Consider the following 15,637-nt stretch of genomic DNA (forward strand, 5'->3'; position numbering starts at 1 on the left):
ATCATTCTAGACCGTTTAGGATTTTGAATTAGTTTCATAATTCATCTGTCTATTAGTGAATACAAACCCAGAATAATATTTTTTCGTAATTTTGGGTTGTTGCTTGGTGTTAAATTAAGAGTAACTTTATGTAGCTCCGTTGGCCTCCATCTGCTCGCTTTCCGCGGACGAACCGCCAAGCCTCCTCGGGGAAAGCGCCCTGCGGGGTCTCGGCTGGCCCGTTTTTCCGCGGGAGTCTCGCAGATTCCGGACAACTACGTAGGGGGCAAAAAGACTCTCATAGACATGAGGGGTTTCCTCCCATTTCATTTCGTTTGTTTGGTCACTTACTAAATGCGACATTTGGGGAGGTGCTTCTCGGTAGAGTCGGATTTTAGCGCTTTATGTCGAATCGCTGATATGATGCGATTTGCGCAGGTAAAACGCAATATCCACAGAGATAATACTCAAAATCAGCGATCGAATGTTCATATTATGAATTCTTTCATGAATGAAAGGCCCTTGGAGGAAATTGGCTAGAAAAAATCGAAAATGAACCGATTCTGAATTGTATCGGTTCATTCGTTTTAAATTCTGTTTTAGCTTTGCTATTCTCTTTTCGGATCAGGATGTTTTTCAAGAAACTTTTGAACGTACTCCAATTGGTTGTGAAAGATTTACCTACTTCATTAGTTCAAAGCTGTCATTTTTTGTTTATCTGTTTTTCCTTGATCCGTTTTGAAGTAATACATTCGATACAAAAATGAACCGATAAAGCCAATCAGTGCCAACAAGAACATCGTTTGATAAAGCATGCGTACATCAAAGGCGTCAATAATGGCTCCGCCTAAGAGTGACCCGATAACGCCAGATAATCCGAAGAACACACTAACAAATAATAGATGACCTGTTGAAGCCAACTCATATGGAACGAGCCGCGTGACAAATTGAAAAGCAGTTAAATAGAAAATACCAAACGTGAGACCATGAAGTACTTGGAGAAATAACACTCCAGTCGGATTCGGCACAATCCCCATTAATAACCACCTTACGACGTACAGCACAGCAGCAATACTAATAAAAGTGAGTGGGTGGAACCTTCGTAACCAAAACGCGCTGAGTGCAAATACACAGGCTTCAGTTATGACACCGATAAACCAAGCTGTGCCAATCATCGTTTCGTTTCCTCCAAGCTCCACAATGTAGAGCCCAAGAAAGGAATCGTTGATACGGTGCGTCAAACTGATCGAGATCACCATTAGTAAAAACAAAGCGAACATCGGATTTTTCCCTAGACGCAATGCTTGTTTCAAGTCTGCTTTTTTCTTTGACGGTTCGCTGTCCGGTGCTTTTAGACAAAACACGATTGCAATGAGTAAGAAAAACGCAAACACGTAATAAATGTACTCAATTCCAATTACCGCTAAAATATAGCCTGACACTAATGAAGATGTACCAAAACCAAGTGAACCCCACATTCGAATACTGCCAAAGGAGACGCCCTTTTGATACGAAATTTTTTGTGCCAAACTGTCACCCAATGCTCCTGCGGGTGACATGAACGTAAAAAAGATATAAAGCAATGGAATTAGCCAAATAAATTCTTTCATTTGAAAGACGGCAAAGCCAATGACTATTGCTCCACATAAACATAATAAAAGGACAAGTTTAACTGTCCTCCACCTATCACTCATAAATCCCCATACAGGCTGCGCCAAGATTGCAGCAAAGGGGCCTACAGCTAATAAGAAGCCAATTTCTGATCCAGTAAGACCTAGTGATTGAAAATATACTGGCATGTAGCTAATTATAATTGTCATTGCCGAGTGAAAAAAGAAAAGCATTCCTTTTAGCTTCCATGTTTCATGCATGTCTATCCATCCTTTTCTCTCTCCTCAGGAGATTGAACGAGCTTCTTATTTCCCTCTTACACTCTTATAGAAGCCAATCTTGCTCAAATAAAAAGGAAGGATCCAAATCAAGAAAGACAAATTGTTTTCCTGCTAACGGGTATGAATAGGTACGAATTAGCTCATTCGTTTTTATATCTCGATATGTATCTGATAAAATCCCGACTTTTCTTCCTTCCATCTGTGCTAAATTTTCAAGGAAATACGAACGCCAGCTCCAGTTTTTCCCTTTGGCTGACGGATCTTTTTCCCATTGATCGTTTGATTTATTTTTAATCCAGTTGCACGATAGCTGATACCCGAAGCCATCGCAAATATATACACGATATGCGAGTTTTGATAAATGCTTGGCAATTTCATAAGCTTTTTCATCTTCATTAAGACGAGGTCCGTGTTCTTTTTCCACTTGATGGAGATCACGATCTAACTGTAAAACAAATGCAATTTGCTCTTGAAGTAATCCATTTTCATGGCGGATAAACGATTTAATTTTATCCTCGAGCTTAGGTTTAGCTATTTGTTTGTTCGTCCAATTTTTTTCTGGCTTATGCAAATAATCACCTGTTACGTATCTTCCACCATATCGCCACGCTAAGTGAAGATGATGTAAGTCAATGATCCCTTTAAATAACAACGTAGCGCCAATTTTCCGAGAAAATACAGCTAAAGCTTCCAGAACATTACGGTAGTCATTAGAAAAATGATGTGAACCGATACCTCCGAGATCGACTTTCATCATGTTGGGCTCAAGAATGGATAGTCGGTCCAGGTTGCTGCCAAACTTACCGATATCATCAATCGCAACTTGAATGTTATTTGTTGTAAAAAACTTAATCAGATGGCTTAACGACTCAATCTCACCTTTAAAGTCATGTTCGCGAAAATTTAATACGACATTTTCTAACGGCACAGCTTGCCTTTCAAATTCTAAAAGTCTTTCAAGTAACGTTTCATGTACATTTAACTCGGTCAGCACATTCGCATCGACATTGAGAAACAAAAGGGCAGACTCCTCCATACTAGCATAGTGAGTCAACACCCGCTCTTGAATCACAGAATCTACTTCCCATTTATATTCAGCTGGAACATTTTGATCTGAGAAAAAATTCTCTAAACTTAACCATTCGACTCCAACATTCAGTCTTCCGTGAATTTCATAACCGACAATTTCTTGTGCATCTGCACTAAATACAGCTTGATAAAATGGAATAACATCATGTTTATGTAAAATAACATCTAATGGATCCATCGTTTTATTCCCCTTTTCATGCCTTTAACTATACTATTATATCACGAATCTCGTATTTCAAGGTCGACGAATCTTCACTGTTTGTTTTCTGGTCTCTTTTGACCTACCCAACGTTGCGATGAGCATTTTCCAGCAATAAATATCAATTCCGTAGTGAATGCGGTCGCTAGAAAATCTATCTGACTTCTCTGCACAGAACTACACCACAGAAGGGTTATTCCGTTATTGCTTAAAACAAAAGGAATGTAACTGAGATGGAAGGCTATGACACTCATTTCGCACCAACCTGTGTGAGAGAACACTCCTATCGATACGACAGGTTTGATTAAAAATACCAAAGCTTGAAATATGCACGCCCGAAAGAATGTATGGATTGTCCATTGGCTCATGATTCCCTTTTCTAAAAGTTTACTAAATGAAGATAGTGACTTACAGTGCCACTACGCAGTTGGGCGGAACCTGTGAGACTCCCTCAGGAAAAGTTGATATGGCGGGGGTCCGCCCGGATTTTGAGGCCCTAAAAAATTTTTTTGTACTCGCCTCCGACTGCCAAGGTCCACATAATTCTTGTAAATACATTTACTGTATTTAGAGATTACGCGTTGCGTTGGGAATGTGGGGTACATTTCCATATATAGGTGTAATTCACACGAGAAAAACTCTGCTACAATCAGGTGACTTACCCTCCCATGTCTCCTGGCATCAAGTGCCTACATTCCTTCGTTGGGTCTTGCCTGACGCAGATCTCGGACTCTTACTCCTGCATGGACTGCCCTTTACTGGGCGTCTAAAGTCTCCGTCTTGCCGAATCTCTGTGCCTGTGTTGTCAAAGGTACATTAAAGCACTGTGAAGCCTTACGCTGCCTTGTTCTGAGGATAGTTGGAAGAGTCTATCAACATTCTCTCAGGGTCAAACATTGCCTGTTTCTTGCTAAGTCCATGGAACACCTGAAGCAGCTTTCTGCATAGCACAACCATTGCTTCTTTCTTGGTCAGTGGATTTTGTTCCCGTGAGTGATAATGCATGTACAGTTGACGAAAGCTTGCATTGTTCTGAATGAGCGGAAGGATCGCTTTATAAAGTAAGGCTCGTAGTCGTTTTCTTCCGCGTTTAGAGATCTTCTTTGTGCCTTTATGCTGACCTGAACTGTTCTCACGCAACGTAAGTCCCGCTAGCTTAATGAGTTGGCGTGGATGCCTGTAATTGCGCATAGAGCCTGTTTCAGCCAATAACTCGCTTACAGTGTTCTCGCTGATTCCCGGAATGGAGACGAGGTACTGAAACTCTTCTAATGACTGGGCCTGCTCAACCATCTGGGAAGTCACCTCTTCAAGTTGTGATTCCAATAGTTCCAGCTGTTGAACAAGGCTGCGAATCTCCAGCCGTGACATTTCCTGACTGCGTGTTACGCCAATAGAGTGACGAGCCACTTCAATCAGGGTCACGATTTTGGGTTTCCCAGCATACTTGGCGCCAGCTTTCTTCTGTTGCCTGACCATCTCTTCGACAGACAAATGTGGAACATCCTGGGGAAGAGGTGTCAGCTTTAAAACGGCAAGAGCTTGTTGGCCCAATTCACTGAAGACTTGATTGAATTCCGGAAAGTAAAGATCCTTCCATCGCTGTATCCTGTTTTTTACGGAAGAGATATCTTTTCGTAATCGTTCCCGGATTGCGGATCCATGCCTCATGTGATGTTCAGCGGTTGTCATCTTCCGCGGTATACTAAAATAGCCGTTAGGAAGAAGTTTCGCTATAACGCGTGCATCTTTAGCGTCGTTCTTCGTTTGAGAATTATCGTCCATTTCCTTGGATTGTTTTACATGCATTGGATTGACGATGACAAAAGGGAATTCGAAAGCCTCCAGCATAGCCGCAAGGTTCATCCAGTAGTGGCCGGTTGCTTCAAAACCGATGAGCACATTTGATTTGTTGTGTGTCTCCATCAGTTGTCTAACAGCCTGCTCAAAATGGATGAAACCATCTTTTGACTGGTGGATGCGCCATACTTTCGTTAATTCGCGTCCGCGCAAATCGACGGCACAGGCATAGTGATTCTTTTTTGCAATATCGATTCCAATAACTAGAGTGTTTTCGTTGACTTGATTAATTCGTTCATTTCTACTACGATTCATGAAGGGTTCCTCCTTTGTGATTGCTGGTTTGTTTTTGCACCTTGCATCATATCGGAGGATCCTTTTTTTATCAATAGGGGTAAAACCTATCCGACAGGAATGCTCCTGCGGAAAAAACGGGCCAGACGAGACTGCAGGGCGCTTTTCCCGAGGAGGCTTGGCGGTTCGTCCGCGGAAAGCGAGCAGATGCAGTCCAACGAAGCTGCAAATAGATACGCTTTTAAAAAAATGGGAGGAGCATGTTGTGCTGAAATTGTATGCAATTTTAAATATATGAATGATGAACGTGGTTCAACTCTCAAGAAAAACGTGCGTCTCAGCTTAAGAGATACACGTTTTTATAGTGTCTTATTCTCTACATTTTTAACACAGAGTAATGATTAGTTATTGAGAAACCATTTCATTCACTTGAGTCATTAGGCTACTTAACTGAGCCTCATCTACGTGTTTTTCGTAAAGAGTGTCGATTTTATTTTCTCCTGTCAGGATGGCTCTAAGGGCAGCGGTTCCTGCTTTCATCTTTTCGGTGTAGGCTTTGGCTTGCTCATCAAGTTGCAGCTGATACGTTTTTTCAACGGAAGGATCCATACACCGTTCGAACATATCCACCACCTGATCACCGTTTCTCGTTGGATCAATCACATGCGGTGCTGTCCCGTCTAAAATTGCACAGTTCAATTGAGGTATCATAACCATATCAAGACTATCAGGATCTAAAGCACAAGGAAAGTAACAGACATTATAACCTTGTTGTTCTGCGTTTGCGGCTATTTTTCTCATCAATGTTGATTTCCCGCTACCAGAACGCCCTTTAATGATCACTCTTTTGGATAGAAGTTGGGTAATCTCATCAATAAAATTGACTGGCCCAAAAGAAGTCGCTGCTCCAAAAAAACGTTTCCCGGTAAAAGGGACCTCTTTTGAATGTTCTTGTTGACCCAAAAGATCTTCACTAAGATCGTCAGCTACTCGATTTGCTAATGAAAAATCCATGGCTTGAAGATAGATCTCTTCTTTTTTTTCGTGAATCGCTTTTCCTTCCTGAAAACATTGGTAGACATGCTGTTGAAGCTCGCGAAGCCTCTCCACTAGATCTCTGATTTCATTTGCACCCTCTTGAAAACTACTTTTTAAACAATCGTTTAAATTGACTTTACTTGAAGAGGTTTCGCTGTATTTTTGAGAAAATGCGAATAATGGATCATCGGCAAGGACGAGTTTTCCTTTTGAAGTCACCATACCTTCTGCAATTCTTCCATCGGTCGGATGAACAAAGGTTGCAGAAAGCTTTTGCTCCTGAATTTCTTTCTTAATCAACTGATTTAAAATTCCTCCACGCATCTTTTTACTTCCACCTGCTAAAAATAGTCGATCGTCAGCTTGAGTAACAGTATCCTTAGCTAAACTAATATGTCCTTTACTCGTATGTGCTCTTAAAAAGTAATTCGTCATTCTCCACACTCCCGCCCAGTTTAGTGACGTTAGTATGATATTCAACCTTTCCAAAAAAAGTGAATGGTGTCATTCGCGTACAGTTGATAATAAACTACACAACAGGAGTTGAAAATGCAACAAAGCTGTTTTTACCGGACTTTTTGAAGTTCCTCTAATAGTAATTCTGCTTCATGATATGGAAGGTTCGTCACTCCAAGTTCCTCTCCAGCTCTACCAAAAGATTCGTGGTGAAAATCAGAACCTCCTGTTTTTAATAAAGAAGTGCCGGTTTCATTTTCTATTGACTTTGCTAATGCTTTAAAACGGTCAACAGCATCCGTGTCATGATCACGGTGATAAACTTCGATCCCATCTAATCCTCCGTGAATGACCCAGTTTTTGATCTCATCATCCAATCGATAGAAAATCGGGTGAGCAACAACAGCAAGTCCTCCAGCTCCGTGAATCGTATCAATGGCTTCATAAGGTGTAAGTTCTTCTTCCTTCTTCACGTAACACGGCTTCCCTTCGCCAACATATCGATCAAAAGCCTCTTTCACGGTCTTCGCGTATCCTTTTTCTACTAACGCTTTGGCCAAATGTGGTCGTGAGTAAGTATGACCTGTTACATAACGTAAAACATCAGACCAACGAACATCAAGCCCTTCCACCTTACACTTTTTAAGCATCTCATCCATTCGGCTTTTTCGCATGCTTCGATAAAAAGCGATCGTCTTTTGAAATTCTTCGTCTTCAGGATTAATCCCGTAACCTAAAATGTCGACACTTTTTCCTTGGACCCGTGTACTAAGTTCGATGCCTAGGATGAAGGTGACCCCTAATTTCTCGGCTTCTTTCGCCGCTGCTTCAACGCCGCCCGTTGTGTCGTGATCGGTTAGCGCTACAATGGAAAGTCCTCCATCAGCACAACGTTTCATTAACTCAGACGGGTCACAACCGCCGTCTGAGTAGGTGGAATGCATATGCAAGTCTGCTTTCATTTCTGCCATATTAACACCTCAATGTGAAGTCATGTCTAAAAACAATCATGAGTGGCTGCTCTTCCAATGAGCAGCCTCTTAAAGGTTACTGCCACCATTTATCAAACAGTGTAACCGGCAGCTGTCGTTTATGTTCCGTTTGCTGGTATCGTTTCTCCAGGTTCCCTTTTGCTTCTTTACTGATGTCTTTACCTTCCAAGTAATCATCTATTTGATTATAAGTAATTCCCAATGCTTCTTCATCAGGAAGCATTGGCTGACCATCCTCTAAATCAGCAGTTGGTACTTTTGTATAAAGCTGTTCTGGAGCCCTGAGTTCCTTTAACAATGCCTTTCCTTGCCGCTTATTTAATCCAAACAGTGGGGCAACGTCACAAGCACCATCACCAAACTTTGTATAAAACCCCGTGACAGCTTCGGCAGCATGATCCGTTCCAACCACTAAACAACGATAATGTGCAGCGAGATCATATTGTACTTTCATTCGTTCCCTTGCTTTTGTATTGCCTTTGACAAAGTCACTCATTGTCTCCCCTGTAGCCACAGTAAATTGTTCAGCTGAAGCGTCTACTGCTGGCTTAATATTAATCGTTACTCGGTTGTATGGGTTAATAAAATCAAGCGCCTTCTGAGCATCAGCTTCATCCATTTGTGTACCGTGAGGAAGACGGACAGCATAAAAAGTATAACGATCCGTCCTTTCCTCTTTATTCAATTCTTCCATTGCCAGTTGCGTGATTTTTCCTGCTAGAGTTGAATCCTGGCCACCGCTGATACCTAGCACATAGCCGCTCGTTCCTGTTTTTTTTACGTAAGCTTTTAATAAGTCGATACGTTTCTTTATTTCTTCCTGCAGATTTATCTTCGCTTTTACTTTGAGCTCTGAAATAATCTCATCTTGTAATGTGATCATGGGTTTACCCCTCCAATAAAATTAATGAAATCTGTAGTATTGATCCTCAAGCCCTTCCTGAATGAGGATTTCCTTAGCGTTTTCACCTAGTAAATCAAAGTGAGGGAAGTCCTCGCGGTAATGAATCCATTCCCTCTTAAGTCCGTACTGCTTCCCCCAGCTAACGAGTTTTTCAACATCTGCACAGCCTGCTTTCGTGACCGTCTTATATTGCGGAAAGCGTGGATCATACCAATAATGGGTAAGAAAAGCGATCTCCCCGCGTTGAGCTTTTTCTTTAAAAGCTACTAATTCTGTTTTTGTTATCCCAAAGGCCATAACAATCCCCTTTCACTTACTACCTTATTTTATCATTCTCTTGCTGGAATAAATCAATCATAAAGGAGAGGATTGTTAGAAAACCTGCCTTTGTTTTTTTGATTTTATTAATTAGGCTCTGTTAAAGCCCATTCTTTCACTTTCGGTGGACGCGGCTCGAGCCGTTCCCGTTGACGTTACCACCTTTGCTCACCACAACACAACAACCCAGTGTTAACTTCTTTGAGAACAACACTAATTAAACTAATAGTCACTCAAACATAATGTTAGTATAGCAAGTAATGAAAAAAGGCAAGAGCGACTGCTCTTACCTATCCGTTACCCCATATTTACTTTTTAAAAATCTCCACGTTCGTGGTCGGCCTGTTCATCAGCAATTTCGGCTTTGAAACTTTCGATACTTTGTTCACGGCGACGATTTTTCTCCTTAATTGCTTGACGTTCTTCCTCTTTTAAATCAAGGTTGTCTGCTGTTTCTTTTGCGGCTTCCATATTTTCCTTTGTATCTTCCAGCATTTTTTCCAGCTTATCTACATTATCTTGACGTTTATCCGGTTTGGCCATCGATCGATTCCTCCTTCAAAATTACGTTTTTATTTTTACTTGAAAGAGAAATTTTATGCATACTATTTTTTACATTCTTGTGTTATTATCGCTATTTTTTATGCTTTTCATATGCCTCATGCCAATCGGGGAAACGCTTTTTAATATGAATCGGCCGGAATGTGTTTTTATTGACGCAAACATGTTCACTTTGACCAGTGACACACGTGTCTCCGTTCTCATTGACAATTTCGTAACCATAAGTCACACGAATGCCATTGTATTCTTCAATCCAAGTACGAACAACAACAGTTTCTCCATATTTAGCTGGGGCTTTATAAGATAATTGAATATTCGTTACCGGCGATAAAACGCCAACCTTTTCCATTTCAGCATAACGAAATCCTAGCTTTTCAATTAACTCGGTTCGGCCGATTTCACACCAAACTAAATAGTTGGCGTGATAGACAACACCCATTTGATCTGTTTCTGCATAGCGGACAGTCACTTCTGAATTGGTTACTAGCACTAGTGGTTCTCCCCTTTCAACAATTTGCTAAAGTCTGCTGCTGTTAAGGTTATTAACAACTCGTCTTCAATCTCCTTAGATCCCTCTTGTTCAATAATTCGGTAAGATTGGTATTGAATCGCATCTTCAACGGCATCTTTCATCGAACGACCATTGCCTAATGGCTTTTTCTTTGAAAGAAGGTCAGTGATTTTTGCGAAGGCGTCTTCGTCTAATTTATATCCGTATTGTTGCGCATAATACTTGAGGATCCCAACGAGCTCCTCTACAGAATAATCTTCAAACATAATCGATTTTTTAAAACGCGATGATAACCCAGGATTACTATTGATTAGCGCCTTCATTGGTTCAGGATAGCCTGCAAGAATGACGACGAGGTTATCCTCGTGTTTCGTCATTTCCTCAACTAGCGTGTCCACCGCCTCTTTTCCAAAGTCTTGACGGCTTCCTGATAGAAGTGAATAGGCTTCATCTATAAAAAGGACACCGCCCAATGCTTCTCTAATTTTTTTCTTTGTTTTCATTGCTGTTTGGCCTACATATCCACTAACGAGATCGCTTCGACCAGTGACAACCAAATGTCCTCGTTTTAGAAGGTCTAGCTCAAAGAGAGTTTGCGAAAAAATCTTAGCGACGGTGGTTTTCCCTGTACCAGGGTTCCCGATAAACAAACTATGCAATTGAATCGGGACTTCAGGTAAGCCCTTTTCTCTTCGTAGCTTTTGCACCTTTACGAAGGAGGCGAGCGTATTAACTTCTTGTTTTACTTCATTTAATCCAACTAGTTCTTGAAGGCGCTCCTCCCCTGTTACATCTGGCTGTTTATTTGTATCTTCGTTTGAAAAATCACGTTTCGTTAATACTGTAAAAGCCTCTTTAGAAAATTCTTCATTCTTTCCAGCTTCCGCACCTTTTTTAAAAATCGCATCAAGAACGAGATGCTTCGCAGTTCTGGCGTTCCCAAACGACTCGTCAACTTGCTCTTTTTCAATCCGTTGTTGAAAGATTGGAAGGGCTTCTTCTGTAATAGAAAAATCGTTATCTAACGCAACATGTTCGCCAATTTCAAGAAGCTCTTCGACACTGTAATCGGGTAAATGAATATGATTCGTTTCCGGGAAGCGACTACGAAGGCCGGGGTTACTCCATAAAAACCGGCGTATCTCCTCCGGGTACCCTGCCAGAATGACAGCAAATGTCCCTGCATGCTCTCCACTTGTCATTGCAGACACGAGTGTATCAATGGCGGTTTGTCCGTAATCATTACCGCCTGACCCATCACGCTTTAAACTGTAGGCCTCATCTATAAACAAAACGCCACCTGATGCTTCTTTAATGACACTCTTTGTTTTTTCTTCTGTTTGTCCTAAATACGATCCGACAAGATGAGAGCGATCCACTTCAAGCACGTCTTTTCGCGGTAATACTCCGAGTTCATGGTAAATTTGCGCCAGAAGCCGTGCAATTGTCGTTTTTCCAGTCCCGGGATTGCCAGTCAAAATCATATTCAAGCTTTGTTCATCTTGAAAATGAAAACCTTTTTCTTTGCGCTTCTTTTGATACACGAGGTAACGATAATAGTTTCTTACTCTTTCTTTCACCATATCTAAACCTACCATTGTGTGCAGGTCTTTGAGTGCTGTAGGTTCATCTCGTTCTTTTAATGCTGATTCTTGAAGTTCATTCCATCTTTCAACAAGAGCTTCAAGTTCGATAACAGTTTCCTTTACTTGTTTAAGCTGTTCTTTCGAATGATAAATCCCTGATATGGAATCTTTGAATGTTTCGGATGTTTCTTTTAACAGGTTAGCCGCTGTTTGTGCTTCCTTAAGAATAGAGGATATTTTTATTGAAAAATCGTAAGCTTCATAATCATGAATAAGCTGAGTTGTTCTTTCCAATCTGTTGGCTCTTACCATTAATTCCTCTTCTGTTTTTAAGAAAGAGGATGCCATCGAAATATACTGGTCAATGACCATTTTTTTAGCATGGCTGTGGTCTGTTTCCCGGATTCTCGGAAACGGTTGGTGAAATAGTTCTGTCATTAGCGCATCAAAGTCTAGGTCGCGCATGACAGATGCCACGTACGTATTTTTAGGAAGAACTGAGTATGCCGCATGTGCCCATTCACAAACTTTGGAGTCCTCCTGCTGCTTCCTGTGATAGCGGGCTTTTGCTGCTAGAGCATATAAGTAAACCAGCTGAGTTTCTTTCGAATTATTGTCTTCTTCTTCCATATCTTTCACTGTTTGGATCAGACGGACAACCTCAGTTTCTTTCAATCGTATTGCAGGTTTATGTATGAGTGCCTCAATTTGTTCATCAATAGTTGGTCCACTCGTTCGTTCACGTTCCATCGTGTTCCCTCACTTTCTCTCACACATTGTATCACTCTTTCATTCAATTTTCGAAACTGGCAAGCGCTAATATATCCTCCCGTGCATATGATGAAGGAATAAAGAAAAGCGCAAGCGCCTTGGCGCTGGGGCTAGACATCGAAACGTGGATTTTTCTTAACTCTTAAGAAAGGAGATGGGTGAGAGTTGGTTAAAAAGAAGAGATATACAGCCCAAGAAGCTGCGTATAAATTTCAACATACATGGAAAATCGTCATGAGCGATAAGTGTGAAGTTTGTACACAACAATGCGCGCGGGGGATTCATTATATGGAAAAAATGAGACAGCCTGCTGCCATAGGAAAAGGGGTTCCTTGTCATTTAACTAGAGGGAAAGCACCTAAATAAACAACCGGGTCAAATTTGCCCGGTTGTTTCTCAGTTACGGAGCAGACGGATATAAGAACGAATTTCCCGCTCGTATTCAGCCTTATCCATCGGCTCATTTTCTTCTTCTGCTTTTTTTACTAAGGACCTTAGAATCAGCTCTAACTCCTCTCTTAAACCATCGACGCGAAAACCGTCATCAATATATTTCTTCACTCGAGCGTAATAGGCCACGAGTTCATGATACGAGAGAAAATCGTAGCTCATTTTCTTCCTCTCTTTCACCATTTCGTTTTCTCCAGTTTATTCTTGAAATTTAGAAATGTGAGGAATATAAAACCTAGTACAGTGAAGTCCCTAGATCATGCAGAGCCAGCTTCTTTTTCCACCTGTTTTTTCTTGCGGTGAAAATTCCAAAGTGGCTTCGTCCAGGTCCCTACCGTAACTCCAGTCAAGACAAAAAGAGCACCAATAAGATGAGCCAGATAAAGAGGTTCATCCAGGAACAAGACGGCTAAAATGACGGCTGACACGGGCATCATATTTATAAACAATGACGCTTTTGCAGCACCGATGATTTTAATTCCTTGATAATACATAAGAAAACTGACTACTGTAACAATGATGCTCATGTGTAGAATTGAAGACCACACGAGCCAATCGGCACTTTGGACATCGGTCCAACTCGTTTCCCAAACAGCCAGAGGCATGAGCATAATCGTTCCAAATACAACAGCATAAGTAGTCGATACGAGAGACGAAAATTTTCGAAGGGATATTTTTCCTAATACACTGTATAAAGCCCAACATATGACTGCAAATAACAGAACGAGGTCAATCAGTTCCAAACCATTACGAAAAGATTGTACGATCTGACCATTTGTAATAATTACAAAAGCTCCAGTAAGAGCGAGAACGAGACCGATAACGTTTCGTTTTGTAATTGTTTCTTTTAAAACAAGCCCTGATAATAATATGATTAACACCGGATTTGACGCAATAAACAATGAGCTTTTAACAATTGGAGCATATTTAGCTGCTACAAAAAAAGCGATGTTGTAAATCGCAATTCCGGTTAACCCAAGCGCAGCGAGCAAAAACCATTCCTTTCCCCGAGGCCGAGGTGAGTTTTTTTCGAGGATTAGCATCAATGGTATTAAAATGAGTGCAGCAAAGAAAAACCGAAGGAATGCAACGGTTATTGGTTCAAAAACTTCTGTCGCAAATCTTCCGGCAATAAAGGCACTTCCCCACGTGCTTGTAGCGAAAGCCAACATTAAGTAGACAGGCCATAGTCGTTGTTGTGTCATCGGTTATCCTCACTTTTCTCCAACATTATCGGAAAATTCATTCGATAACCGAAATATACACGATTAGTAGCGTTTTGGCTAGTCTTTTTTTGTTAATGTAAAGTTTTCGGCATCTAATAAGACCTTACTACCAACTTCGCGCAGCTTTCTCCCGTTCCTAATCGAGTTTTCATCTACTTTATCCTTTAGCCTTTAGAGAAATTAACTTAGACGGACAAAAAGGAACACCCTACCAGGAGATAAGGTGATCACAATTAATCAAAACTTTTCAATATCATACTGATCACTTAATAGTAGCCAATTTTGCGGAAAAGGGAGACCGAGCTTCCAGTAACTGATCCCTCTAAGCTCTAACTCGTTAATGAGATCAAACTTTTGTTGGATGCTTCGAGCATCTTCGAACCACACCTCGTGTGCGTTGCCCTCTTCATCGGTATATTCAAAAAAAGGTGCCTGGGACTCTTCATCGTATTGGATCGTCACATTGTGATCATACGCCCTAGTGAGTGCTGCATTTGGACTTAAAGCCTCTGCTAAATCTTCACCTGGAGTAAACGGCAGCGTCCAGTCATAGCCGTACAAATTTTGACCGAGCATGATTTTTTCTGCAGGCATTTCCGTTAACGCGTACTCAACAACTTCCCTAACCGGACCTATCGGAGACACAGCCATTGGAGGCCCTCCACTAAATCCCCATTCATAAGTCATAAGGACAACAAAATCAACGATCTCACCATGAGCTTCGTAATCATGCGCTTCATACCAAATTCCTTCTTGGTCAGCACTTTTCTTCGGAGCAAGAGCTGTTGAAATGAGCAACCCTTCTTGACTAAGACGCTCGGCAGCCTTGCGTAAAAAATCATTATACCGTTCTTTGTCCTCAGGTCTTAAATATTCAAAATCAAAATGAATATCCCGATAGCCGATCTCATTGGCTATTCGCACAACTTCGTCAAGAAGCGTATTTTGAACCTCATCATTCGTTAAGATAGCAGCCCCTAGTTCGTCGCTGAATGCGCCTTCCTCTAAGTTAGTTACAACCATCATAAGTGCCGCGTTGTTCTCTGCCGCGATAGATGGAAAATCATTAAGCATTGGAGGATTTAACGTCCCATCTCGATTGACTTCATAACTAAAAGGAGCTAAATAGGTAAGAAAGGGAGATCTAGTACGAACAGATTCAATTAAGTTTTCTGAGACTTCATCTCCAACTGGCTCAACGTACGCATTTACTTCAATCGTTGTTTTGGGTGTCTGCGGGATCATTAGCCTCGTTCCAGGACTTAAAGAGGCATCTACAGAAATGTCGTTCATATCCGCTAACTCTTGCACAGTCGTATTATACCGATTAGCAATGTCAAAAAGGCTGTCTCCTGGGACAACAAAATGAAAAGACCCTGTAATGGGCACGACGATACTTTGTCCGACAACTAAGCGATCTGGTTCCGGGAGCTCATTTGCTTCTGCAATTTCACTTGCAGAGCTATCGTATTGCTGGGCAACATTAAAAATCGTGTCTCCCTCTTTCACGATATGGATTTGCATAATTCCCCTCCTCTAATGGCACGAAAGCCTACATTAAACTTTCTGTT

14 protein-coding genes and 1 pseudogene are annotated in these 15,637 nt (G+C 41.3%); 2 read left to right on the forward strand and 13 right to left on the reverse strand.

The features are described from left to right. Positions 1–668: 668 nt before the first annotated feature. Positions 669–1,850: an MFS transporter gene (locus CDZ94_RS04155; protein ID WP_096435260.1), complete on the reverse strand. Its 1,182-nt coding sequence runs from the start codon at positions 1,848–1,850 to the stop codon at positions 669–671. A gap of 64 nt (positions 1,851–1,914) precedes the next feature. Then, positions 1,915–3,138: an EAL domain-containing protein gene (locus tag CDZ94_RS04160; RefSeq protein ID WP_096435261.1), complete on the reverse strand. Its 1,224-nt coding sequence runs from the start codon at positions 3,136–3,138 to the stop codon at positions 1,915–1,917. A 170-nt stretch (positions 3,139–3,308) separates the two neighbouring features. On the opposite strand from CDZ94_RS04160, the pseudogene CDZ94_RS04165 reads away from it, so the two are divergent. Further along, positions 3,309–3,536: pseudogene (locus CDZ94_RS04165) on the forward strand (IS5/IS1182 family transposase); the annotation flags it as partial. A 457-nt stretch (positions 3,537–3,993) separates the two neighbouring features. On the opposite strand, the gene CDZ94_RS04170 reads toward CDZ94_RS04165, so the two are convergent. From CDZ94_RS04170 to CDZ94_RS04210, 8 genes are all read right to left on the reverse strand, one after another. Further along, entirely contained in the window at positions 3,994–5,274 is a 1,281-nt protein-coding gene (locus CDZ94_RS04170; protein WP_096435262.1) for an IS110 family RNA-guided transposase, read from the reverse strand. A 384-nt stretch (positions 5,275–5,658) separates the two neighbouring features. Next, positions 5,659–6,726 (reverse strand): hypothetical protein, encoded by a 1,068-nt coding sequence (locus tag CDZ94_RS04180; protein ID WP_096435264.1) that lies wholly within the window; start codon positions 6,724–6,726, stop codon positions 5,659–5,661. Between the two features lie 131 nt (positions 6,727–6,857). Then, positions 6,858–7,718 carry a PHP domain-containing protein gene (locus CDZ94_RS04185; RefSeq protein WP_096435265.1) on the reverse strand — a complete coding sequence of 287 codons (861 nt, stop codon included), beginning with the start codon at positions 7,716–7,718 and terminating at the stop codon, positions 6,858–6,860. 76 nt (positions 7,719–7,794) lie between these two features. Next, positions 7,795–8,622, reverse strand: a complete 828-nt coding sequence (gene nadE / locus CDZ94_RS04190) for an ammonia-dependent NAD(+) synthetase (RefSeq protein WP_096435266.1) — start codon at positions 8,620–8,622, stop codon at positions 7,795–7,797. Between the two features lie 21 nt (positions 8,623–8,643). After that, positions 8,644–8,940 (reverse strand): hypothetical protein, encoded by a 297-nt coding sequence (locus CDZ94_RS04195; protein ID WP_096435267.1) that lies wholly within the window; start codon positions 8,938–8,940, stop codon positions 8,644–8,646. Positions 8,941–9,276: 336 nt separating this feature from the next. Next, the gene (gene tlp / locus CDZ94_RS04200; RefSeq protein WP_096435268.1) at positions 9,277–9,504 is read right to left on the reverse strand and encodes a small acid-soluble spore protein Tlp; all 228 of its coding nucleotides are present in this window, start codon (positions 9,502–9,504) and stop codon (positions 9,277–9,279) included. A gap of 91 nt (positions 9,505–9,595) precedes the next feature. Further along, a complete protein-coding gene (locus tag CDZ94_RS04205) occupies positions 9,596–10,012 on the reverse strand; it encodes an acyl-CoA thioesterase (protein ID WP_096435269.1) in 417 nt (138 codons plus the stop codon). After that, positions 10,012–12,369, reverse strand: coding sequence for an AAA family ATPase (locus CDZ94_RS04210; RefSeq protein WP_096435270.1), 2,358 nt, complete (start codon positions 12,367–12,369; stop codon positions 10,012–10,014). The genes CDZ94_RS04205 and CDZ94_RS04210 overlap by 1 nt, the downstream gene beginning before the upstream one ends. Positions 12,370–12,555: 186 nt before the next feature. Here CDZ94_RS04210 and CDZ94_RS04215 point away from each other — a divergent pair, with 186 nt between their 5' ends. Beyond that, on the forward strand, positions 12,556–12,756 hold the full coding sequence (locus CDZ94_RS04215; RefSeq protein WP_096435271.1) for a hypothetical protein: 201 nt from the start codon (positions 12,556–12,558) through the stop codon (positions 12,754–12,756). A gap of 30 nt (positions 12,757–12,786) precedes the next feature. On the opposite strand, the gene CDZ94_RS04220 is transcribed toward CDZ94_RS04215, so the two are convergent. From CDZ94_RS04220 to CDZ94_RS04230, 3 genes are all read right to left on the reverse strand, one after another. Beyond that, positions 12,787–13,023: a hypothetical protein gene (locus CDZ94_RS04220; RefSeq protein ID WP_096435272.1), complete on the reverse strand. Its 237-nt coding sequence runs from the start codon at positions 13,021–13,023 to the stop codon at positions 12,787–12,789. 74 nt (positions 13,024–13,097) lie between these two features. After that, complete coding sequence (locus tag CDZ94_RS04225) at positions 13,098–14,045, reverse strand: DMT family transporter (protein ID WP_096435273.1); 948 nt, start codon at positions 14,043–14,045, stop codon at positions 13,098–13,100. A gap of 258 nt (positions 14,046–14,303) precedes the next feature. Then, positions 14,304–15,590: a glycoside hydrolase family 18 protein gene (locus tag CDZ94_RS04230; protein ID WP_096435274.1), complete on the reverse strand. Its 1,287-nt coding sequence runs from the start codon at positions 15,588–15,590 to the stop codon at positions 14,304–14,306. Positions 15,591–15,637 lie beyond the last annotated feature (47 nt).

Origin of the sequence: Alteribacter populi (genome assembly GCF_002352765.1) — a bacterium.
Lineage (GTDB): Bacteria > Bacillota > Bacilli > Bacillales > Salisediminibacteriaceae > Alteribacter > Alteribacter populi.

Coding starts and splice junctions, on each gene's coding strand:
- CDZ94_RS04155 (WP_096435260.1), bottom strand. CDS start 1,850: ATGCATGAAACATGGAAGCTAAAAGGAATGCTTTTCTTTTTTCACTCG.
- CDZ94_RS04160 (WP_096435261.1), bottom strand. CDS start 3,138: ATGGATCCATTAGATGTTATTTTACATAAACATGATGTTATTCCATTT.
- CDZ94_RS04170 (WP_096435262.1), bottom strand. CDS start 5,274: ATGAATCGTAGTAGAAATGAACGAATTAATCAAGTCAACGAAAACACT.
- CDZ94_RS04180 (WP_096435264.1), bottom strand. CDS start 6,726: ATGACGAATTACTTTTTAAGAGCACATACGAGTAAAGGACATATTAGT.
- CDZ94_RS04185 (WP_096435265.1), bottom strand. CDS start 7,718: ATGGCAGAAATGAAAGCAGACTTGCATATGCATTCCACCTACTCAGAC.
- nadE (WP_096435266.1), bottom strand. CDS start 8,622: ATGATCACATTACAAGATGAGATTATTTCAGAGCTCAAAGTAAAAGCG.
- CDZ94_RS04195 (WP_096435267.1), bottom strand. CDS start 8,940: ATGGCCTTTGGGATAACAAAAACAGAATTAGTAGCTTTTAAAGAAAAA.
- tlp (WP_096435268.1), bottom strand. CDS start 9,504: ATGGCCAAACCGGATAAACGTCAAGATAATGTAGATAAGCTGGAAAAA.
- CDZ94_RS04210 (WP_096435270.1), bottom strand. CDS start 12,369: ATGGAACGTGAACGAACGAGTGGACCAACTATTGATGAACAAATTGAG.
- CDZ94_RS04220 (WP_096435272.1), bottom strand. CDS start 13,023: ATGGTGAAAGAGAGGAAGAAAATGAGCTACGATTTTCTCTCGTATCAT.
- CDZ94_RS04225 (WP_096435273.1), bottom strand. CDS start 14,045: ATGACACAACAACGACTATGGCCTGTCTACTTAATGTTGGCTTTCGCT.
- CDZ94_RS04230 (WP_096435274.1), bottom strand. CDS start 15,590: ATGCAAATCCATATCGTGAAAGAGGGAGACACGATTTTTAATGTTGCC.